This is a genomic window from Arcicella sp. (genome assembly GCF_964672035.1).
On sequence record NZ_CBABQS010000007.1, the window covers coordinates 62,367 to 85,943 of the forward strand.

The window sequence follows — 23,577 nt, forward strand, 5'->3', positions numbered from 1 at the left end:
CTCATTCTTTGATTTTCAAGAATTAAAATATCGACAAATTGTCGATGTTTTAATTGATATTTACATGGTTTACACTCAACTATTCCGATAAAAATGATCTAAACCATTTCCCCGAATCTTTCAAAGTTCTTAACTGAGTTTCAAAATCAATGTGTATTAAGCCGAATTTTGGTTTGTAGCCCTCCGTCCATTCAAAGTTATCGGTTAATGTCCAAGCCATGTAACCATTCACTTTTACGCCAGATTCTTTGGCTTTTAGAACGTGTTGAAGGTAGCTTTCGTAAAAGGCAATTCTTTCGTGGTCATTCACATTCCCGTCTTCTAAATTATCCTTAAAAGCAGCACCATTTTCGGTAATAATTATTTGTTTAATTCCTTGATATTGAGATAGTTGATTAAGTATTTGAAAGATTCCATCGGGCGAAATTTCCCAACCCATATCCGTCAATTCTTTTACATTTCGTTTATAAGGTTTCACTTCCGAAGCACCCAAATAAGGCATCCACCAAGCATTTTTTACGACCAGTTTGAAATAATTCTGAAGACCAATAAAGTCGAAATCAAACGCTAATTTTTCCATATCACCTTCTTGAACGTACTTCTTTACCATTTTATTCAGAAAAGGTAATTCTTGTACGGGATAACCTAATCCCAAAGCAGGTTCAAGAAACAGGCGATTTAGCAAAGCATCAGTACGCTTTGCGGCTTGAATATCAGTATTTTTTTGCGAGAGAGGCTCGATAAATGAGCATGAAAAAGTAGTACCAATGACGGCATCGGGGATATTTTTACGAATAATTCTTCCTCCTTCGGCTTGGCACATGGCAGCGTGGTGAATGGCTGGTAGAAAGTTGCCCATGCCCATGCGTCCTGGGGCATGATAGCCCGTCATATAACCCAAACCCACAAATCCAGCGGGTTCATTTAGCACCATCCAATGTTTTATTTTTCCAGAAAATTCACGGGTTACCACCTCGCAATAATCGGAAAACCAATTAATTATCTCACGATTTGTCCAACCACCACGGTCTTCCAAAACCTGCGGTAAATCCCAATGATAGAGCGTTACGAACGGTTCAAGTCCATTTTCTAAACAACAATCAACGACTTGATGATAGAACTCCAAACCAGCCATATTCACCTTTCCAATTCCGTTTGGCAATATTCTTGACCATGAGATAGAGAAGCGGAAAGTATTGAAATTGAGCGATTTAGCCAGCAAAATATCTTCTTCAAAGCGATGATAAAACTCACAGGCAGCATCGGCATTTTGACGGTCGTTTATTCGATTTTTCTTATGGGAAAATTTATCCCAAATAGATTCACCTTTACCGTCTAAATTCCAAGCACCTTCATTTTGGAAAGAAGCCATGGCTACTCCCCAAACAAAATCATGACCAAAAGCACTTTTTGAAAAATTATTAGCTTGAGCTTGTTGTTCAATCGTATCGTTAATTATCTGATTATCTTGCATTTACACCTAAATTTTATGGGGTGCAAAAGTAAGTCATTTTTGTTGGTTTTTAATATTAAATTTTAGAAGCCCAAAGCTCTTCTGAAGGATTTTGATAATATATTACCATTTCCTCTTTTGAAAGTATAAATCTGCGCTTCTTTTTGAGCAACTTCTTCTAAATTTTTCAAAAATAATTGAGAAGTTTGTCCTTGCCAAGACTTAAAGTTTTCACTAATATTCTCATGAACAGGTAGATATGAGATAAATCTGCTCAAATCGAAAGCCGTATCCGCAATCCCAGCTCCTGCTCTTTGGCCATCCCAAGCATTGATTTCTTGCTCGATGTGGTTTGGAACTGGCACCATCATAATGGGTTTTCCTAAATACATTGCCTCACAAACTGACTCAAATCCGGCGGTGCAAACCAAGCCCGAACATTCTTCCATCATCCGTAAAAACTTTTCGGAATCGACTTGATGAAAAGTCAGATTTTCTCTGAATTGCCATTCATTCGCAAATTCTGGATTATTCCAAAAACAATGAATTTGTACCTCACGATTATTGGCGTGCCAGTTGATAATGTCTTCGCTGAGTTTATGATGCGTAATGTAAGCTAAAATAAAAGGTTTAGAGGTAGGGGTTAACTTTTTGACCTCATCACGTAGAAGTGGGGGCGTTACCGCAATACTATTTGCCTTATCATCAGGCATTTGTACGAAAGAAAGTGCCAATTTACGAGTGGCATTTAAAGAAGTTAATTTCGTATTTAGGTTCAATAGAAACCTATCAATATGCTTGTTCGGCAGGGAAATAAAAGATTGGTGTAATAATAAATATTGATGCCCAATGCAAACGATTGGAATTGATGGACAATAAAACTGGGCGTATAATCCGCAAATCATATCGTAGAAATTGACAATCACATCCGGTTGATATTCTTCTACTTTTTTCGCTAAAAACTGAACGCTTTTGCGATATTTAGGGATTTTTTTCAAATGCGTACTAATGGTATCCCAAACTTTTACGGCTTTGGTTTGTCCATAAACCAAACTTGGAGCTGGAAAAGTATCTATTTTTACCGAAATTTTTTCACGGAAAAATGATGGCAGATTATTTTCATTATCCATACCAACCATCACAGAAACCACTTGATGGCCCGCCGAAGTCAAAATTTCAAACAGAGAGATTGCTTGCGTGAGATGTCCTCGACCTTCGCCTTGCACTACGAATAAGAATTTGCTCATTATATTAAATTTTAGTAGTTTTTTCCTTAAGAGACACTCATAAATATTCCTTTGGCAGTCGTAAATGATTCATCGTCGGCTTCTTCAGAAAATTCATCATCTGATAAATCAAACCGATTATCATTCAGAAAATACAATAATTCCCATTTGCCTTGATGATTTTCTACTAATGCCGTGAGCGATTCAACCCAATCCCCCGAATTCATGTACGTTATGTCGCCAATTTGCCGAATATCAGGTTTGTGAATGTGTCCACAAATAATCCCTTCACAATGATTTGCTTTCGCCAGTTCGACCAATTTTTCCTCATAATCCGACACATAATTGACTGCTTCTTTCACTCGCTGCTTTATACGTTGAGAAAAAGAATAATATTCCAGACCCCGCCAAGCACGATATTGGTTGTATAATTTATTGAAAGTCAGCAAAGTAGTGTAGCCAACGTCACCCAAATAGGCAAGCCATTTCATGTGGGAAGTTACCGAATCGAAAATATCGCCGTGGGTAATGAGAAAGTTTTTTTTACCTGATTTGATAATATAATCTCGTTGAATCGTAAATGATTTACCGAGCGAAAAAGGGATAATTTGGTCTAAAAAATCGTCGTGATTCCCTCGCAAATAAATCACCTTTGTGTGCTGATTTTCAATCATTTTGAGAATAGTCCTGAAAAAAGTAGTGTGCTTTTTCTTCCAAGAACCGCCTTTTTTGAGTTGCCAACCATCAATAATATCGCCGTTCAGGATGAGCGTTTCGCAGGTGATAGATTTCAAAAACAAGGTAACTTCTTTGGCTTTTGAACCTTCCGATCCTAAGTGAACATCAGAAATTATAGCGGTTTTGTATTGTTTGACGGTTTTCATGAATTGAGAATCGGTGTGTATAATTATATTGTTTACCAATTTCTAACACAAATTTCAACATTTACTATAACTCAATGATTGCCAGAATATTAAGTGTTTGTTATCAATTTTTGAAAAATAAATACCCAACCCCTTTTACGGTACGAATATAATCTTCCCCAATTTTTTCTCTGATTTTACGAATATGCACATCTACCGTGCGTTCAGTTACGTGAACGCCATGCCCCCAAACGCTTTTAAGAATTTCCTCACGGGTGTAAACTTTATTGGGATTATTCACAAAAAATAGAAGCAGGTCGAACTCTTTTTTTGGTAAGGCAAAAGATACATCTTTGACCGCAATGGTATAATTCTGTCGGTTGATGACTAAATCTTCGATAATAACTTTATCAAAATTTGTGTCTTCAATGAAATTATTACGTTGGAATGCAGCTTTAATTCTACTAATCAACGCACGAGGTTTTACGGGTTTGGTGATATAATCATTGGCACCGATTTCAAATGCGGCAACTTCCGAAAATTCTTCCGTTCGAGCCGTCAAATAAATGAGGTAAATATTTTTAAGATTTTTGTTTTGCTTAATAATTCTCCCCGCTTCAATACCATCCATAATAGGCATCATTACATCCATCAGAATCATGTCGGGCATAAATTCTTCGGCTACTTGAATTCCAATTTTGCCATTCTCAGCCGTTTGTGTTAAAAACCCCTCTCGATTGAGGTTATATTCGAGGAGTTCTAAGATGTCTGGATCGTCATCTATTAATAAAATTTTCAACGAGTTGTTAATCATAATTTATTCTCAGTTTGGAGCTAATTTTCAACGAAATTACGCTTTCAATATTAACCCAATATTAAGTAAAAGTTATGATTACAATTCTTGATTAAGAAATGAACATCGAAGTCATAAACCAAGTGAAATTACGTTGAAATGCGGCAAGTACTTTTGAAGCTGTTTGCATAATATTTTTGTTTAAATTTTTCACAAAAATATGGATGGTTTATAATGTAATGATTACCAAGTCTTTATGTTATTGTAAAATATAAACGTTAACAATTCAATAACTTTACCTTAATCAATAAATCTGTACAAGATAAGTATTTTTGAGGTGTAAACTAACCAAAAAAAAATGTCCACCCAAAAGCTAATTTATCTTTACTCTGACTCCACATTTACCCCGTGGAAAGAAAATATTTTCGGAAATACCATTGCCACATTCCTAAAATCAACCCCCGAAAATTATTATCCTTACGTTACTCATTTCGTAGGATTCACGGATGAATTTGCCGATTTTTTGAAGCAATTTGATGTTGTTTTTAATGTTTGTTACGGTTTTGGTGAAGCAGGGCAAGCGGATATTGCTCGTTGGTTAGATAGCCACGAAATCAATCATACAGCGAGTCGCTATGAAGTACAAATTTTGGCAAAAGACAAGTTAAATTTACCTCAGATTTGTAAGGAAATAAATTTAAAGACTCCACCAATTATCGCTTTGAGCGAAATTATGAAGACCGATTATGAACGTTTTATCGTAAAACCCCGGATGGGAAGTCTTCACTTGAATATGTTAGTTTTTGAAAAAAATGACATTCCTTATCAGGAGTTACTGGAGAGAGATGATTATATTATACAACCTTATTTAAAAGGAAGAGAGTTTACGATTGGCGTAATACCAAATGAAAATGGTCTGGATTATGTTGCTTTGAATCCCTTAGAAATTCGTCCAAATGATAATCGTGAGGTTTATATTGCGGGTCAAAATTACGGAATTACAGAAAAAGTATTAAATCCAGATTTAGACGAAAACCTCAAAGATGAGATGATGCAAAAAGTATTAAACTTGCATAAATCCATGAATATTAGAGGAATGTCTCGTACGGATATTCGCATTTACCAAGAAGAAATTTACATTTTAGACATTAATACGATGCCAAATTTGGATGCCAAGAGCTTTTTACCTTCGATTGCCCAAAACGAAGGAATTGACTTAAAAGCCTTATTTCAACGGATTTTACTGCGGACGGGCTTTTATAATTCAGTTGAAAAAATAAACTTTCAAAACGTATAATTATGGCTTGGATTTATCTCATTTTGGCGGCAGCTTTAGAAGCCTGTTGGATGTTTTCTTTAAAATTTCTATCTTTTTCAAAATTTAAAACCCTTCATTTTGATAATTTTTTTAAGTTAGAAGGTTATTCTACATGGCTTCCTTTGGCAGGCTATCTATTTTTTGGTGCTGCGAATACCTATTACTTTTCAATTGCCATGAAAAATATTCCAACGGCCATTGCATTTACTGTTTGGACGGTGGTTTCGATTATATTTATCAAAATTGTGGAAGTTGTTTTTTTTCACAACAAAATCAGTTTACTCGAATTTTTCTTTCTGGGACTGATTATTGCGGGAATTATTGGTTTGAAAATGGTTACAAAATCATGATGGAAGCCTTTCTTTATGAATTCACCAATTCCTTTACAAAGCCTTAATATTCAGGCAATCAATAGGTTAAAGTAAATTATCAACTTTGTGAAACCAAAATATTACAATATGCAAAGACGTGATTTACTTCGCCAAGCCAGTCTCCTTGCTGGTGGATTATCCTTACCAAGTTTAGTTAAAGCAAATTCAACCAAAGCGGTTGCCATCCCTAAAAGAATCCTTCGTATTGCTCATATTACGGACGTACACATTCAACCGTTAATTGGTGCAGCAAAGGGTTTTGAAAAATGTTTACATCACATTCAGAATCAAGGAATTAAGCCCGATTTTATCATCAACTCTGGCGATTGTGTCATGGATGCTCACCGCCGAAAACATGAGAATGTTCAAAAACAATGGAAACTTTTCAATGAAGTGCTACAGGCTGAGAATTCGCTTCCAATCTATCATAATGTAGGTAACCATGACATTTGTTGTGAAGGAGACACTGGAAGTAATTTTGATGATGGCAAAAAGTGGGCGATGGATGAAATGGGAATGGATAAACGTTTTTATAGTTTTGATAAAAAAGAATGGCATTTTGTAATGTTGGATAGTGTTCAAAAAAAGCAGGATGGAAGTTGGTACACAGCCAATTTGGACGATGAACAGCGAGAATGGTTTAGTCAAGATTTAAAGGGAATTACTGATAATAAACCAACGATGGTCATTTCTCATATTCCAATTCTATCGGCTTGTGTATTTTTTGATGGAAATAATATGAAGGAAAAAGAAGGCCGTTGGGAAGTGCCAGGCAGTTGGATGCACACCGATGCGAAGGAAATTTCGGAACTTTTTAATCATAATAAAAACGTAAAATTAGCGGTTTCGGGGCATATTCATTTATCGGATAGAGTCGATTATAATGGTGTTTCCTATTGCTGTAATGGCGCTGTTTCGGGGCGATGGTGGTTAGGAAAATATCAACATACCGAGGCTGGATATGCCATAATTGATTTGTATGATGATGGTAGTTTTACGAATACTTATGTTAGTTATTAATTGTATGTAGTTATGGATTTATAAAAAACAGGGCTTTACCCTGTTTTTTTTATTGAAAAATGTCTTCGATTCGTTTTCTACTATAACCAGCCCCCGTTGTCATACCTTTGCCACCGATACCCGTAGAAACATAAATTTTGTTACCAATTTCGTGTTCAAAAATACCGCCGTCAATAGCTTGTGCATAATAACCAGCCCAATAATGCTGAATTTTCCAATCGGGGAGTTGCATTATTTTTTTAGCTTCTTTCAAAATTAAATCGTTGATTTCCATGTTTATACCAATCGGAAGTTGTGAATTATTATCCACATTGGCATACTCATGAGAATCGCCAATAATGATTGAACCATCGACTGCTTGTTTGAATAAAAGATGAATTCCCCATTGTTGATAAGGTTTCTGCCATTCAGGGGTGATGAGATTTTTGTAAGAATTGCACGATTTAAAACTATCATATCTACGAATCGAAAGCCCCGAAAGAATATTACCATTTAACTTTACATCGGTCATCGGAAAAGTCTGCATCATATTTAATTTACAGATTTTCATTTTGCTTTGTCGATATATTTCGGGAAAGAGAATTTTAAATTCATACCCACTACAAATTGCCACTTTTTCAGCGTAAAACAGTTGATTATCAGCCGTTTGCACTTTACAAATCCCATTTTCAATATCACAATCTTTGACGACTGTATTATTCAGAAAATCGAGTCCCAAACCTTCAATTAAGAACTTTCTAACCCGATGCACCATCGTTTTGGGTTCGACGGAAATCTCTTCTGAGAAAAACAATCCTCCTTTATAATAATCAGTATTGAAATTTGGGAAACGCTCGTAGCAAGATTTTCGATTGAGTAAAGTAGAAGGATAATTTTGCAGTTTGAACAAAGCACGGGTTTCTTCCAAAAGTTTCATTTCTTGGTCATCCGAAGCGAAATAATACGATCCATTTTGACGAACCGTAATATCAAATTTTGATTGAATATTTTTATAAATCCCCAAAGATTCACGACCGTATTCAAACCAGTTTTCGAGTGCTTGCCCCGAAGGCACAATCTGCCCAAAATTACGAACAGTTGCTTCCAGCGGTTCAGAATCTTTCTCAATCATCAAAACAGATTTACCTTTCAGTAAAGCGTGATAAGCATGAAAAGTACCTAAATTTCCTGCGCCTATAACAATTAAATCATACTTTTTCATACATCAATTTATGGTCATTATTTTTTATAAATTGTTCTAATTCAGATAGATTAATCAACAATCCATCGTTTCTATGAACGGCTAATTGGGAGCGTGAATGAGTGCCATTTGTCACCCCCAAAGACATTCTGCAACCCGCTCTAATGCCAGATTTTAAGTCAGAAGGTGTATCGCCAATGTTAATTACCCTTAAACTATCATGAACATCAAGTAATTTCATGGCTTTCTGAATCATGAACGGTTCTGGGCGACCTTTCGTAACTTCATCCGATGCAATGGATGCTTGAATTATGGTATTTTTATCGCCGACATATTGCGCATTAAGCCCTTCGAGCCAGCCTAATTTACCAAGAATAATATCCGCAACTTTTCGATAAAAACCCGTGGTTAGGGCTATTTTTATGTTTTTTTCTTTTAAAAATTCAAAGATTTCTAAACAACCTTCCGTTGGATAAATGTCGTTTATACGATAGTGGTTTTCTAATATCCCACAAAAAATATGATAAGAATTATTAACGAATTCCGATAAATCAGGATGTTCTTCTCCTATCATTTCTTTCCATAACAATTCAAAAACGTATATTTTAGAATATCCTTGCAACGCCAAGACACGCTCGGGTGTGACGCTTAAACCCGTGTTGGATGCAGCATCCATAAAACACATTTCAACTTCATGACGATCTTGAACGGTGGTTCCCGCCATATCGAAAACGACTAACTCTATTGGTGACATCTTTTTGTGTATTTTTTTCCAAAGGTAATTTTCAATCTTTAATCATACGTTAAATTATTATTAAGACATTGTAAAGTCCTAATTTTGAGGCGTTTTGTCATTAACATTGTGGGTAAAATATCACCATGAAACGAATTCAAAACATTCTTCAAAGACAATCTCAACATTTTATAGCCTTTTATTTAGGGCTTGCCGGTTTCAGCACCTATTTCTGTATGTACGCCTTCCGCAAACCGTTCACCGCCGCAGATTTTCACGGTATTACACTCCTGGGGATAGATTATAAAATTATTTTGGTTATCACGCAAGTATTAGGTTATGCCACCGCTAAAGGATTGGGAATCAAAGTAGTATCGGAGGTTTTGCCAAAAAAAAGAGCCATTTATATTTTATGGATGATTGTTTTTTCGGGTATAAATTTACTGTTTTTTGCCCTTGTTCCACCACCCTATAATTTCATTTTTTTATTTTTTAATGGGTTGGGTTTAGGGATGATTTATGGATTAGTTTTTAGTTTTTTGGAAGGCCGACAAATTACCGAAATATTGGGAGCGGGATTAGCCATTAGTTTTATTGTTTCATCAGGCATTGTAAAATCAATTGGAAAATATTTTATCAATTTGGGGATAAATGAATATTGGATGCCTTTTTGGACGGCACTAATTTTCTTTCCACTATTACTTATTTCAATTTATGCCTTATCCATTGCTCCAAAACCAACCGATATAGACCAAAAAGAGCGTTCAGTTCGCTCACCCATGAACTCGGTTACTCGCAATAATTTTCTAAAAAAATATGGTTTTGGATTAATCTCCTTAATTATAGTCTATGTGTTAATGACCATTCTGAGAGACATTCGGGATAATTTTGGGGTAGAAATTTGGCGAGAAATGGGAATTGTTGATGCGGCAATTTTTACCAAAACAGAGTCTTTGATAGGTTTAGTGATTTGTATATTAACCGCCTTAATGTATTTCGTAAAAGACCATAAAACTGCATTTTTGTTAAATCTCTTCATGATTTTCATGGGATGTTTTTTGATACTATTTTCAACGGTTTTATTCCAAAATCATCGAATAAATTCTTTCGGCTGGACAGTATTTCTGGGTATTGGTTTGTATATGGCGTATGTTCCCTACAACGGAATGCTGTTCGACCGACTTTTGGCTGTTTTGAAGGAAAAAGCCAACGTTGGTTTTTTGTTCTATCTCGCCGATTTTAGTGGCTACTTTGCAACAGTTGTCATTTTAATCTACCAAAATTTTGGTACTCAGAAAACGTCTTGGTTAGGTTTTCTCATGGATTTATCTCAAATTTTGCCCATTATTTGTATCATCTCTATTACTATTTCATTTATCTATTTTAACCATAGGTTGAACACAAAGTTTAAATTTCAGTTGAGAAATAAGAACAATATACATGAACAAAAACTTTAGCTTTTATGGAAAAAACCCCCAAAATTTCTGTGTTAATGTCAGTTTACAATACAAATTTTTATTTAGTTAAACGAGCATTGGATTCCGTTCTAAATCAAAATTTTCAAGATTTTGAACTCATCATTATTGATGATGGGAGCATTAATGACGCTGACAATCAATTACTGAACTACGCCATAAAACACGAAGAAAAAATCACTTATTTACGCCACCGTAATTGTAGTCAGGCGAAGTCCATAAACAGAGCCGTGAAAATAAGCAACGGCGATTACATAACCATCATTGATGCCGATGATGAATACAAACCCAATCATCTTAGTTTGTGTTTGGAGGAAATGACGAATGCTGACTTAATTGCTTCAACAACCGAGACAATTGTTGATAATGAGGATGATTATTACTTGCCCGATAAATATAATCTCAACAATTTGATTCACGTGGACGATTGCATCCTTTTTGCTACGCTATTTGGCAAAAAAGAAGTGTTTCTGAATCTTACATTTCAAGGAAACTACGCTGCAGATTCTGACTTTTACGATCGTGCTTCAAAAGAGTATATCGTTAAAAAGTTAGACTTTAGAACTTACATTTATTATCGAAATATTCCGAACAGCATCACTTCAAAAATGAAAAAACAAAATTCAGTAACCCTTCCCAATTTTAATGAATATGTCCAATCTGACAATTAATAAAAACGTTTTCTTGGCCTGTCAAATCACCGGAATATACGATGTAAACAGAAATGAAATCTTACCAAATGATGATTATTCACAGATAAAAAATTGGTGTGAATCATTGATAAAGTTAGATTTACACGGAATTATTTTTCACAACAACTACTCTGAATCATTTTGTGAGGTATTTTCAAATAAAAATATACAATTCAACAAGATAAATTACGAAACAAATTTCAATCCTAACGTTTATCGGTACTTGATTTATAATGATTTTTTGAAATCTAATGCTCAAGAGATTGAAAATGTTTTTGTGACGGATATTTCGGATGTTATAGTGGTAAATAACCCTTGTGAACAACCATTTTTTAGAGCAAATATAGATTGTATTTTCTGTGGAGACGAACCTAAGAAATTGGACAATGAATGGATGAAAAGTCATTCCGAACACCTGAGAAATAAGATTGAAGGTTACACTAATTATGAGGAAAATTTTAAGGATAACCTACTGCTAAATTGCGGAATTATTGGTGGAAATATAAAAGTGATGGAAGAATTTATTGAAAAACTGGCCACGATTCATCAGCAATATAATTTTGACAATAAAACGAATTATACGGGTGATATGGGAGCTTTTAACTATTTGATTCGCACGCAATTTTCTGAGAACGTTTTACATGGTTTCCCGATAAATACCGAATTTAAAGCCTACCAGACCGAAAGAACAGATTGTTGGTTTAGGCATAAATAATCAATAAATTATAACTAAATTTACAAAATATCAACAGCTTTCAATTCTTCAACTATCTTTTCATTGAATAGTTTTCCACCAATGCCATCATTTGAGCCAGAAATATTGGTTACCTCCGTTAAGTGTATTTTATAAATTTTGTTTAGATAAGTTGTGTGATCTGGTTTGGCAATTTCTTGAACAGATCATACAATGTTTGTTTCTAAATTCTACCCGATAAAGTTAGCCATAAACTACGTCCAACGCCATTGATACCCGAACCGTGAGTACGATAATCAGCATTACTGATGTTTTGAATGGATAGATTTATTGCGTAGTGCTTCTGGTCGAAACCCGAAAAGATATTGGTAGTAACCCAACCTTTTGTTCCATATTTCCCAATTCTAATGTCATCCTTGTCCCCTTGAGCTAAACGGATTTGTTGAGAGGCAAACCAAATTTCTGGACGAATAAAAAAAGCATTTTTGCGATACTCTACCCCAAATTTTCCATTCATTGGAGGGATGCGGCGGACGGGTTCGTTTTTTGAAATATTCTCACCAAAAGCATAGCTCAAGTTTCCATAGATTTTAATTGGATTACTGATTAAATATTCCATTTCTGCCTCAAATCCACGAATATAAGCCTGTTCTACGTTTTCTTTTCGGTAAACATTTACGCCATTTATTTGTTGATTTTCAACTTTAACTCTGGTAATTAAATCTCTCAAGTCAGTATTAAAAAATGCCAAAGAAGTGGCAAATTGGTCTTTTCTTAGTTTATAGCCCAATTCAAAATTGTACGATTTTTCGGGTTTTAAATTGTAGGTCGGTAGTTCATACCTAAAATCAACAATGCCTAATGTACCTAAATCATCAATATTTGGACTACGAAAACCCGTTGAAAAGGAGGAATAAATGGTTGAATTTTCAGATAATTCATGAGCCAAAGCCAAATTTCCTACCAAAGCATTTGGCTCGACAATTACGCTTCCTACATTATCATCAGTAATATTAATTTTAAAACCATTGAAACGTCCACCAAAATTCACTTGCCAATTTCCTGTCTGAATTTGATGCAATGAATAAATAGCGTAACTCTGAAATCTACTATTGTCAGGGTATAGACCTCTACTTTTTGTACTTGAATTGGTCTTTATATTTTGGTCAATTCTATCACTCTTTACCATATCTTGATAAAATTCGAGTCCAGAACTTGCCGTCCAATAATTAGAAATCGTTGAGATTACATTGAGTGTTAGACCCAAGGTTTGAACTTTATCAGTTTCTATTCTTATTGATTCACTGCCATTTTTGCGACTATTTCTTTGCTCATCCGTTTTTTGAAAAGAAGCCGTAAAACCAATTGATTTCAATAGTCTAATGTCCGTTTTTCCGTTCAATCGAAAGTAGGACAAACTTCTTTTTTGGGGATTAAAATCATTAAGCGCAAAATTTTCTAAACGAACTCGGTAATATAAAGGAATATTTTTCTGTTCAACAAACTGGTGAGCAATGATGTATTCCCAATACTTATTGAGTCTAAATTTACCTTTAAAATCGAATGCTAATTCTTTGTATCCGCTCGGCGATTGAATTCCTGTGGTATCTCCGCCCACAATATCCCCAAAATCTCGGATGCTCAATCCTGATTTAACGGCCACATTTTTACTACCAATTTTCATTTCAGCGTGTAGTGTTTTCTCCATATCACTCGAAGCAAACCTTGAAAGAGCGTTTGCGTGAATTGATGTATTATCCGAAAATTCTGGATTAATTGTAAATAATTGAACCGTTCCACCCAATGCGTCTGACCCATACGCAACCGAACCACTACCTCTCAAAACCTCAATTCTATCCAAAGAAAAAGGGTCGATTGTATTCAAATATTGATTAGGTCCATATCGAAAAGTGCTATTATTCAAGCGAATACCATCAATTAAAATCAAGGTTTGGTTTCCTGTAAGACCACGGACAAATGGAGAACCAGCACCATGGGTAGATTTCTGAATAAATACTCCCGTAGAATTCATCAATGCTTCTGGCGTTGTTCTGACCTGATATTTTTGAAGATTTTTTAAAGATAAAACGGTGATAGAAGCGGCTGTTTTTAAATTTTTTTCAGACATTCTTTGACTACCAACAATGACTTCTTTCAGTAATTCCGATTTCGTAGAATCGCTTTTTTGGGCTGATAATGCTAAAGGAAGTATTACTAAAATTATGGGCAAATAAAATTTCATAATTGTCGGTGAATAAAGGATAAATTAAAATAATGGATTTTTTCTAAAATATGTTTTTCCTTCAAAATTTACTAAATAATCAGAAGAAAATAGCGTACTTTTTAGATAATAATCAGTTGATATTATCTGAGCTCCCGATGCTTTTGCCGCTTCAAAACTTCTATAATCATTTGTACGAGCCTCACGGGTATCTGAGTCGGCACGGGTACGGACGATATACCCCTTTTTAACGTTTTGTCTAATCGTTTCGAGGTCTTTTATGGCATCATTCATTATTAAAAAGGCGGCTTCTGGCGTTCCTACTGTTGAATTGGTAAATAATACTCGTCCTTTTAGTGCAAAATGATTTTTTACATAATCATTGGTTTTACTTTTATTTTCATCTAAAACAAACAAAAATTTTGCTTTTAATTTGCTCATTTTGGGCCAACCTTTGTTAAGAATGGATGCTTCAAGCGTAGGAAAATCACCTCTAATATCATCCGGACGAATTAATTTTTGCTTACCCAAATTTGTCAAAATTACGTTATCCAATTGATCGTAAACTTCCGCCGTAAATTTTTCAGGTTTAGTAAAATTAGGTATTTTGAGGGTATCATCCTTGGCATTCATTGTGATATAAATTGGTTCATGGTTTGGATGATCATCCGACCATACTTTTAATTCCTGCAAACACTTTATGAAGGTCAAACAATTACTTCTGAAATCAATTTCTTGAACGTGAAAAACTTTAAAGCCCGGTTCGTTCATTAACCCTTCAACATCATAAGGTCGATTTGCTTGTTTGCCAGCCATGTCTAAACCTTTTGGATGGGCATATTTTCCTCCTTTTTCATCGGCATAAACATCAATTTCTAAGGCTCGCAACCCCAAATTTAACTGTTCTGATAAACCGATATGATGATACTCCAAACCTTTCGTAACCCGACGGCTCGTATCAGTTTTATCAATTATTTTTATGAGTTGAGGGTCAATGTATTCTTTGTAACTGTTATGAGAACCAATACATTGATAGTGATTTATGGGTAAATCATTTTCTGTTTTCTCAATAGTAAATGCGAAGATTAACGATAAAAGAATTGAAAAGAATAGTATTTTCATGAGTTTTTTTTAACAAATTTAACAAGACATTTTTTAGGATTGGGAAGGGAAAATTCAAATAATAATTTGTTTAAAGTTCGATGAATAAATCAACTTAAAAACAAAACTACGCTGCTTATTTAAGTTTAATGTTATCACAAGATAAAGGTTTGATTAGTAAATTATTTATGAATTAAAACATAAATTTCAAGGATTTCATTGATTGAGTTTAATCCTAAAACTAAATCCATGCTTTTCAAAACCTAATGACTCGTAAAAAGCATGAGCTTCCATTCTTTTTACATTACTCGAAAGTACCAATTTATAGCAACCTGCTTCTTTACATCGCTCCATCGCAAATTTCATCATCAATTTGCCAATGCCTTGTCCTTGTAAATCATTAAGCACCGCCACATCTTCCACTACGCCCGAAGGTGTGCCCTGATGGGCCAAATTGTCCATGATTAATAAGGCAAAAGTGCCAACGATATCTCCTTCTTTTTCAGCTACGTAGACCTTATAATTTGGGTAGGATTGCATCTTTTTGAATAGCGTTTCAGCTTGTTCGATTGTTAATACATTTCCGTTATCTAAGACGGTTGAATAGAGTATTAAAATACCCGATAAGTCTGTAATGGTTGCCTCTTTAATAATAATTTTCATCTTAAAGTATTGATTTTTAGTTACTTAACTTTATTTATGGAAATGCAAATATTTAATATGATTATTCATATTTGGAGTGTTGACTTAATAATTTGATAATATAAATCAGACAAACGATAATCTTTTGGTAGAGTTAAAGTAAAACTGAAATGGCGAACGTTACGATTTGCGTTTGTCAATCGCCAATAATTACCAAAAAGATATTGACTCCCTTGAACATCAATAAAATAAATATTAATGCGGGTTAGAACTTCACGGGTAGATTAAGATTGCAAGGGTAAATTAATTTGAGTCTTCAAAATACACCAAATATACCCGAGCCGAGTTCTGGCCCAAAGCGTTATACGTATATTGTGACGTCTGTGGTTCAAGTAGTTCGGACATTGCCGACATGATGAAAGATTATTACATAGCAACCCAAGGAAAACCCCAAACGTTCAGCAATATTACGCAGAATATAGTCGTGAGAATAACCATAATTTCATGGCTTACGAATGGTTGTCCGAACACAAAAAAATAGACATTTATAGTTATGCAAAATTGAACTACAAAATCAATAATTATTTGAACCTTTCGGCAAGAACACAAGTAACCACTTGGAATTAATTCCGAACTGAAAAGTTGCCATACTCAATGATTACCTACAAAGCGGCTGATTTAAGAAAAGGTGATTATCGTGAAGACAGAAGAAATATACTCGAAAATAACTCGGATATTTTGTTGCGTTTTAACAAACCAATTACAAGAGATTTCACCGTTTCGGCAATTGCAGGTGCTAAATTGAAGCAGTTGTATTTGGAAAATTTTAGCGAAGTGACATTATTATAAATCCCGAAAATCATTAAAATTTTCGGGATTTTTACTTTGACTTAAAGTTTATTTTATTGATTACTTATTTTGTAACCTTAAACGAATCTATTTCCTTACCATTCACATCTATTTGCTTGATTGTCATTGACTTACCGTCAATATCAGCAACGGTCAAAGAGTGAATATTTGAAATGAATTTATCCGTAAACTTTTGCCATGAATCTGGATCATCGTGCTGTTCTGGATTGTAGAGCGTTTGTCCGCCAGCACCCGTAACCAGGTAAATAATCCCGTTTGGAGTTGTTTTCGTTTTACCATCGTAAGTTTTATCCAACTTCCAGCTCCCTGTAACAACCCTTCCTCGAACTGATTTATTCCCCATTCCACCCACCAAAAGCACGCCTTTTTTATCGGGTGTAAATTTTAATGGGAAAGAGCGTTGATAGTTATGCACGTGTCCGTTGAAAACGACATCTACTTTTCCAGCTTCAAAAATTGGCGACATAAGTCTGGTGTGTTGTTGTTCAAAATGTTCCCGAGAAGAGTTAAATCCTGGATGGTGAAACATGACGAATTTCCAAGTTGCATCCTTTGCTTTTGCTAAATCATTGGCAACCCATTCTTGTAAGCTTTTATCCGTATAATCTACGTAAGGATTTGAATCTAAAACCAACCAATGCGCATTTCCGTAATCAAATGAGTAATTTGACATTTTTAAATAGGCATCTCCCGCCGCTTCTTGAAAAGCCGCTCTATTGGTCGCAGAAGCATTTAAATTTGGAACAAGAGGCCCACCTTCAACTCCAAGGGGTCCATTTAACGGTTGATTCCAGTAATAAAAATACGAAAGTGCATCGGGATATTTATCTAAATCTCTGGTATCCAAATCGTGATTTCCAGGAGCCGAAATCATTGGAATTCTTCGCATAATTACCGCCCCAGCTGTATCAGTTTTATCGGCATTATAAATTGGCCAAAATTTAGAACGATATTCTGAAATCAAACCTCGCTCATAAACGATATCACCCGTTACAACTACATAATCTGGGTTATTTTTTGTCACTTGTACCGCTAATTTTTTTTGGACGGCAGTTTCAGCACCGATATCGCCAAAAGCAACAAAACGATAAGGTTTATTGGTGGCTATCGGCGCTTTTGCATCCGATAAAAATACTTCTTTCCCATCTCGAAATACTTTATATTTGAATGTGCTACCCGTTTTTAATCCTGTTAAGGAAGCATTATAAACTCGATGTGGCGCAATTCCTTTAACGGCTACTGTGGTAAATTTTGGCTCATCATTTTTTGTCCAAATAGTGCTTTTATCCGCTTGCAATTCAACGGTCCAAACCGAACTTTCATCCGCTGTATGCCATAATAGTTGTAATGATTCAGGGCTTGGATTATGGCCAATTTGAAGATACGGTTTTGCGATGAAGATATCATTCTTTGTTTGTGCTTTTGCCGAAAAAAATTGACAAAGCAACAGTATAAAAAATATGTTTTTCATGAGTTATTTTTGTTTAAAATTCGATTTTGTCATGCCATAAACTGAAACGCCAAATGTACCGCTCGCAGGCGTTTTACCATCGGCAGAATAGTTTGCTCCACTAAGAAAAATTTGATGGTTTTTCTTATTAAAAACAATCGTTTTCTGGCCTTTTGCCGTAATTAACGTTTGAATTACAGTGTAAGAATCAGCCCCTTTTTGTTGAATAATTGTTACATTCCCTTCCCCATTTGACGTAAAAATAAGATGTGATTCTTGGTCATAAATAACACCATCAACGCCTGCACCGATGGGCAAGGTTGAAATAATTTTGCCAGAAATAGCATCCAAGACAATCAAGGTTTTACTTTTACGACAAACCGAAAATAAACGATTATGCTTTACATCAATGGCTAATCCGGTTGGTACTTCGCTGGGCATTAATGAAAAACGATTTTTGATTGTCAGTGTTTTACTCTCTATTTCAATCACTTCGTGGGTTTCCTCGTTATTATTAAAAATACTGCCCTTTTCGTTGGTTGCCGCAAATTCTGGTGCGCCTCCCATTTCAATTTTACCGACAATTTTATCCGTATTCACGTCTATTGCAATAGCATTTCCACTGCCATTATTAAAAATAAAGACTCTTTGTGAAAAATTATCGTACAAAATCGCATCCGCTTTTTTACCTTCAATTAGGATAGTATTAATGACTTTGAAAGTCTTATTATCAAAAACCGTGATGGCGTTATTGGTGCCATTAGTAATGTAGCCTTTGTTCAACGAACTTACAATTGCAATGCCATGAACTCCTTTAAGGCTGTCTATTTCTCCAATTTGTTGGTTAGTTTGAAGATTGACTACGTGAATTCTATCACCGTGCGAAACATACAGATTATCGTGGTCAATAATCATATAATCCCATTTGCCATCGCCCGAAGGAAGACTTATTTTTTCCAGAAATTGAAAGGCAGGAGTTTGTGCCAGTATTTGGTTTTGGTCAATAATTAAAACTGCCCAAATCAATAAGAAGAAGAATCGTTTCATATTTTTATAAAATTTTATGAATTGTTAAAGCGTGAATAATCTAAAAAATTTACAGAAACCCACTTATACGATAGAAAAATGAGAAATAAAAGAGGAAATGATTGATACAAAAAAATAGTCGAATAAAATTTATCCGACTATTTTTAATGAATAACCTTTGATTAATGTTTATTACCAGTATTATCACTTGGAAATGCACCAATATCCTTGTTCGGAGGCGTTATTACTGTTGCACCAAAATTAGCACTTACAGGAACCACGTTCAAAGGAGTAAATCCGGTAAAACCTTTTCCGATGGCTGGTGAAGCTGCTTGCAAACGAAAATTATAAGAACCAGCAAAACTTACATCACCCATTCTTTTATTAGTCTGAGGTAAAGGAAAGTTTACAAATAATGGATTATTTTTCCCTACAACTGACGAACCATCATATACTTGGCCAGGCTTGTAACCCGTTGGTAAGAAAGAACTTGGGTTTGGAATGTCGTTGGCATTAGGTTTTTGAGCAAAAGTTGTTGGATAAATTTCATTAGCAATTTTCACAGAATCCACATAATTGTAGTTGTATCCACCTTTAATATTTGCCGTATCGGCAACGACTAAAGCATTTCCGTTATAATTGGCAGTTGCCCCTACCACTCGTGGTCCAAACTTACAGTTAACCATCAAGTTGTTATAGTAATTTCCTTTTGCACCTTCTTCAAAATTTGTTGAACCACCACGACCTGCTGACGAACGACGATGCCCCGAACAAACGATGGTATTATTATACATCTGAACTTCCGTTTGAGGATTTCTACCGCCATTATTTGAGGCTTTTGGTCCATTGGTAGCAGAACCAACAATCAAATTATAAGCGAAAATTCCAACGGTTCCCGATTTAATGTTCATTGATTCACCACCCGTGAATCCACCCTTCTCGAATGTATTACGCATCATTAGGAATTTACAACCAAATGGACGAATTGGATCATCAACACCACCATAAATCCACGAATCCTCCAATACTAAAATTCCGTTTGGATTAGCAGTAGAGATGTTATAGGTATTGGCACCATTCGCTAAGAAAGAGACTGGTGAAGTTGCTAATTTACCGCCGCCAAATTCAATATGTGTCCATTTAATGATAATATTTTTGAAAGTAGTTTCTCCCAAAATCCCTCCCCAAAGGCCTTTGTAAGCAGGATCCGTAGTTGGATCAGCTCCATAAACATCCGTTTTAACAGCCGTTGGAACCGTGAAATAAACTGGTTTTGCTTCCGTTCCGAGTGATAATAACGAACCTTTTACAATAAAAGAATAGGTAGCATTTCCAGGAAAATAAATTTTAGCACCTGCCTGAATCACCAAAGTATCGTTTTCGTTAATAAAAACATCGCCAGAAACTCGGTAAACTGAATCACTAAGCAGCGTTCCTTTGATTGAGCCATTTAAAGGTGTTTTTGTACTTACCGCTTGTCCGACCTTGAACAACGGAGCGGAAACAACTACTTGTTCATCGCTTTTATTACAAGCTGCTGTCAATAGGAATAATCCTACGACTGCAAATTTGGCAAATAGATTTAATTGATTTCTCATGGGTATTATTTTTGATTTTGAATGAAAACTGGTTTTCTGAGTATCGTTTAAAATTAAGTCTTCGCTCAGTTCAAAAACTTAATTAGTATATGCGTTTAACGTTTATATCGGATACCAAACAAATAGCTTTGCTGAATAATATCCTTTTGAACTAAAATACGATTTGGGTCTGATTGGTCAGGTAAATTTTGACTAATATTTGGTTTTAGTACCTCAACAATGATTGGATTGTTCAACAGATTAGTCAGTTTGGCGAATATGGAAAAATGGGTATGAGCAAACTTCTTCTCGGCCGAGAAGTCAACCTGCGACGTGCCACGTTGCCAATAATCCAATCCTAAATAAGGTGACACAATGTTGATTCGTTGCCCAGTATAAACCCATGATAGTTGAGCATCAACGCCCATATTAGCATTTTTATAAATCAAAGAAAGGTTAGCAATGTGGTCTGATTGCCCTTGTAAAGGGCGTGTTTGTGTACCGTCTGAGTTCGAAATTGAACCACTTGCATCACGTCCATAAACCCTTTTAGTAGTTGTAATTTTTGAATTTGTATAAGTATAATTGCCAGAAAATCCGATATTTTTAAAGTATTTAGTAAAAACTACTTCGGCGCCGAAATTGGTAGCTGTACCAAAATTGAGTGGCGTGTACACGAAGGTATTATTACCAAATTGAGTGAATCCATATTCAATTGGGTTTTGAATGTTTTTGAAAAAAGCCCCGATTAAAAACTGCTCATTTCCTTTTGGGAATGCCTCATAACGAATATCTATATTGTCCGCCTGTGTGTGTTTTAAATTATAATTTCCTGCTTCGTTGAAGTATTCTCCCGGAAAACTGGCAGGTACAATTTCAAAATATCCAGGACGAGAAATCCCTTTAAAATACGATAAGCGGATATTTTCAGTAGTCGAAAGCTTGTATTTAAAATGTAAACTTGGCAAAATATCAGTGTAAGAAATATTTCCAGTTCTACCCGTTGCCGTTACTGGTAGTTGAGAAATATAAGATTGATTAGTATTTTCAACCCTCACCCCTCCTAAGATTTGCCATTTTACATCATTATATTTTGCTTGTAAATATCCCGCCGAAATTTGCTCTTTAGCTGTGTAATTATTGGCATTAGCGCTGTCGGCATAAGCGTATGATTCTGGTCTGAAAGAGAATATCGCTTTATCAATGGTTGTATAAATCTGTCTATCTCCTCCTGGTAACACCGTAGATAAAGTATAATCGTTATAAAAGTTTGTGCGATTTTTATCACGATACATCCCGCCTGTAGCAAACTCAAATTTTGAAGTTAAATTATAGGTTAAATTCAGATAACCCGTTAAGTCTTGGTCTTCGTTATGAGTCCAGATATGACTAACATTATCTATATAAGTAGCTGATTTGGAGATTGCTCCGTCCAATCCCTGCGAAGTTCTGTACGTTAATGATCGATCCATCCAATCAGGTGTTTGACTTTTCGCTAATGAATAAACTGCCGACCAATTAAATTTTAATTTATCAGTTAAATTATGGTCACCTTGAAGGGTCGTATTATAAATATTTTGTCTTCTGAAAACTGAGCGGTCATTGTTTCCGACGTCTCCCACTAAAGTTAACTGGTTTGTCAAAATCTGTCTATGCTGCCAATCATCCAATTGCATGAATAAATTATAGAGACTTAATTTATTATTTTTGTTAAAGGCATAATCAAATTTGAGGTTTAAACCTACACGTGCTTGTTGGTTAGAATAAGTCCTTTGCTGAACCGATTCAATTAAAGCAGTATTTGGAACGGGATCTGGGCTTGGTTGACCATTTAAGCTAAAAAACAAAGAATTACTTCCCCTGTAAGTATGCTGATAACTTCCTCCGAAGAGAAAACCAAGCTTGTGATTGAAAATTCGATTACCGACCGAAAGACTAAATAATCCATTTATGGGCGTTGCAACTTCCTTATATTGCAAATGCTGAATTGAAAAATCAGAAGGCTTTGCAGCGTATAAATTTCCATTAATCTCGGAAGGTGATTTAAAAGTAACATTCGATGAACTAAACCCTGCAAAAGGTTGAGAATTGAACAATTGGCTGTATCCGCCCGAAGCCGTTGCCGAAAGAATGAGATAATCGGGGACAGATTTCATTACCATATTCATAGCTCCACCAATGGCATCGCCTTCCATGTTGGGCGTTAGAGCTTTTACGACTTCCAATCTTTCCAATAAATCTGCTGGGAAAATATCCATCGGAACGTAACGGTTTTTATTGTCTGGACTCGGAATTTTTACCCCGTTTACTGAAGTATAATTGTAGCGTTTATCCATTCCTCTAATCACCGCATATTGTCCATCACCTGTACTATTTCTTACCACCGAAACGCCCGAAACTCGCTGTAAAAGATTTCCAACCGTAATATCTGGGAGCAATTGAATCGTTTTGGCGCTGATAATATTCATCACATTATCGGCTTTCTGCTCCGTTTTTCTCGCTGAATTATCCGTTTCACGGTCGGCAGCAGCATTTACGGTTACTTCATTCAATTCGTTTGATTCTTCCAGTAAAAGGAAATTGATTTTTAAAGTATTTTGCTTAGCGTCAATAATAACCGATTTGATCGTATTTTTATACCCCACATATTGAACACGGCAATTGTATTTTCCCAACGGAATTCCTTTAATTTCAAAGCTCCCATCCAAATTTACGGAAGTAGCAAATTTGGTATTCTCAAGTATTACAGTTGCCCCAACGAGTGGCTCTCCTGTTTTTTGATCCGTCACAAATCCCTTTAACGTATTGGAATATGCACCCGAAACTGCAATGAGAATTAACAATATTGATAATAATTTTTTCATAAAATATT

20 protein-coding genes are annotated in these 23,577 nt (G+C 35.3%); 7 read left to right on the top strand and 13 right to left on the bottom strand.

Translation table 11 applies throughout. The annotated features are described in order from the left end of the window. Positions 1-79: 79 nt before the first annotated feature. From AC1W31_RS03370 to AC1W31_RS03385, 4 genes are all read right to left on the bottom strand, one after another. A complete protein-coding gene (locus tag AC1W31_RS03370; protein WP_481732990.1) occupies positions 80-1,474 on the bottom strand; it encodes a GH1 family beta-glucosidase in 1,395 nt (464 codons plus the stop codon). 62 nt (positions 1,475-1,536) lie between these two features. After that, positions 1,537-2,700, bottom strand: coding sequence for a glycosyltransferase family protein (locus AC1W31_RS03375; RefSeq protein ID WP_481732991.1), 1,164 nt, complete (start codon positions 2,698-2,700; stop codon positions 1,537-1,539). Positions 2,701-2,726: 26 nt separating this feature from the next. Next, entirely contained in the window at positions 2,727-3,563 is an 837-nt protein-coding gene (locus AC1W31_RS03380; RefSeq protein WP_481732992.1) for a UDP-2,3-diacylglucosamine diphosphatase, read from the bottom strand. Between the two features lie 103 nt (positions 3,564-3,666). Next, positions 3,667-4,356 (bottom strand): response regulator transcription factor, encoded by a 690-nt coding sequence (locus AC1W31_RS03385; RefSeq protein WP_481732993.1) that lies wholly within the window; start codon positions 4,354-4,356, stop codon positions 3,667-3,669. A gap of 337 nt (positions 4,357-4,693) precedes the next feature. On the opposite strand from AC1W31_RS03385, the gene AC1W31_RS03390 reads away from it, so the two are divergent. From AC1W31_RS03390 to AC1W31_RS03400, 3 genes are all read left to right on the top strand, one after another. Further along, a complete protein-coding gene (locus AC1W31_RS03390) occupies positions 4,694-5,632 on the top strand; it encodes an ATP-grasp domain-containing protein (protein WP_481732994.1) in 939 nt (312 codons plus the stop codon). 2 nt (positions 5,633-5,634) lie between these two features. Next, on the top strand, positions 5,635-6,003 hold the full coding sequence (locus tag AC1W31_RS03395; RefSeq protein ID WP_481732995.1) for a DMT family transporter: 369 nt from the start codon (positions 5,635-5,637) through the stop codon (positions 6,001-6,003). Between the two features lie 108 nt (positions 6,004-6,111). Next, the gene (locus AC1W31_RS03400; protein WP_481732996.1) at positions 6,112-7,044 is read left to right on the top strand and encodes a metallophosphoesterase family protein; all 933 of its coding nucleotides are present in this window, start codon (positions 6,112-6,114) and stop codon (positions 7,042-7,044) included. A 49-nt stretch (positions 7,045-7,093) separates the two neighbouring features. Here AC1W31_RS03400 and AC1W31_RS03405 read toward each other — a convergent pair whose 3' ends face one another. Together AC1W31_RS03405 and AC1W31_RS03410 are read right to left on the bottom strand one after the other, a co-directional pair. Then, positions 7,094-8,245: a TIGR03364 family FAD-dependent oxidoreductase gene (locus tag AC1W31_RS03405; RefSeq protein ID WP_481732997.1), complete on the bottom strand. Its 1,152-nt coding sequence runs from the start codon at positions 8,243-8,245 to the stop codon at positions 7,094-7,096. After that, positions 8,232-8,978 (bottom strand): HAD hydrolase-like protein, encoded by a 747-nt coding sequence (locus tag AC1W31_RS03410; RefSeq protein ID WP_481732998.1) that lies wholly within the window; start codon positions 8,976-8,978, stop codon positions 8,232-8,234. Before AC1W31_RS03410 ends, AC1W31_RS03405 begins: the two co-directional genes overlap by 14 nt. A gap of 125 nt (positions 8,979-9,103) precedes the next feature. Here AC1W31_RS03410 and AC1W31_RS03415 point away from each other — a divergent pair, with 125 nt between their 5' ends. From AC1W31_RS03415 to AC1W31_RS03425, 3 genes are read left to right on the top strand one after another with little or no spacing between them, the layout of a single operon-like run. Further along, positions 9,104-10,414 (top strand): DUF5690 family protein, encoded by a 1,311-nt coding sequence (locus AC1W31_RS03415; protein WP_481732999.1) that lies wholly within the window; start codon positions 9,104-9,106, stop codon positions 10,412-10,414. 5 nt (positions 10,415-10,419) lie between these two features. Beyond that, entirely contained in the window at positions 10,420-11,103 is a 684-nt protein-coding gene (locus tag AC1W31_RS03420; protein WP_481733000.1) for a glycosyltransferase family 2 protein, read from the top strand. Further along, positions 11,084-11,839: a hypothetical protein gene (locus tag AC1W31_RS03425; protein ID WP_481733001.1), complete on the top strand. Its 756-nt coding sequence runs from the start codon at positions 11,084-11,086 to the stop codon at positions 11,837-11,839. The genes AC1W31_RS03420 and AC1W31_RS03425 overlap by 20 nt, the downstream gene beginning before the upstream one ends. A 202-nt stretch (positions 11,840-12,041) precedes the next feature. On the opposite strand, the gene AC1W31_RS03430 is transcribed toward AC1W31_RS03425, so the two are convergent. The 3 genes from AC1W31_RS03430 to AC1W31_RS03440 all read right to left on the bottom strand — a co-directional run bounded on the left by AC1W31_RS03430 (position 12,042) and on the right by AC1W31_RS03440 (position 15,803). Next, entirely contained in the window at positions 12,042-14,060 is a 2,019-nt protein-coding gene (locus AC1W31_RS03430) for a TonB-dependent receptor plug domain-containing protein (protein ID WP_481733002.1), read from the bottom strand. Positions 14,061-14,084: 24 nt separating this feature from the next. Beyond that, positions 14,085-15,161, bottom strand: coding sequence for a phosphatidylinositol-specific phospholipase C1-like protein (locus AC1W31_RS03435; protein WP_481733003.1), 1,077 nt, complete (start codon positions 15,159-15,161; stop codon positions 14,085-14,087). 195 nt (positions 15,162-15,356) lie between these two features. Continuing rightward, the gene (locus AC1W31_RS03440) at positions 15,357-15,803 is read right to left on the bottom strand and encodes an N-acetyltransferase family protein (RefSeq protein WP_481733004.1); all 447 of its coding nucleotides are present in this window, start codon (positions 15,801-15,803) and stop codon (positions 15,357-15,359) included. Positions 15,804-16,436: 633 nt separating this feature from the next. Between AC1W31_RS03440 and AC1W31_RS03445 the strand changes: the two genes are divergently transcribed. Then, the gene (locus AC1W31_RS03445) at positions 16,437-16,631 is read left to right on the top strand and encodes a hypothetical protein (RefSeq protein WP_481733005.1); all 195 of its coding nucleotides are present in this window, start codon (positions 16,437-16,439) and stop codon (positions 16,629-16,631) included. 64 nt (positions 16,632-16,695) lie between these two features. On the opposite strand, the gene AC1W31_RS03450 is transcribed toward AC1W31_RS03445, so the two are convergent. The 4 genes from AC1W31_RS03450 to AC1W31_RS03465 form a co-directional block, all read right to left on the bottom strand. After that, positions 16,696-18,123, bottom strand: a complete 1,428-nt coding sequence (locus AC1W31_RS03450) for a metallophosphoesterase (protein WP_481733006.1) — start codon at positions 18,121-18,123, stop codon at positions 16,696-16,698. A 3-nt stretch (positions 18,124-18,126) separates the two neighbouring features. Beyond that, a complete protein-coding gene (locus AC1W31_RS03455) occupies positions 18,127-19,149 on the bottom strand; it encodes a YncE family protein (protein WP_481733007.1) in 1,023 nt (340 codons plus the stop codon). A gap of 161 nt (positions 19,150-19,310) precedes the next feature. Then, on the bottom strand, positions 19,311-20,726 hold the full coding sequence (locus tag AC1W31_RS03460) for a hypothetical protein (RefSeq protein WP_481733008.1): 1,416 nt from the start codon (positions 20,724-20,726) through the stop codon (positions 19,311-19,313). Positions 20,727-20,821: 95 nt separating this feature from the next. Next, complete coding sequence (locus tag AC1W31_RS03465) at positions 20,822-23,569, bottom strand: TonB-dependent receptor (protein WP_481733009.1); 2,748 nt, start codon at positions 23,567-23,569, stop codon at positions 20,822-20,824. Positions 23,570-23,577: the final 8 nt, after the last annotated feature.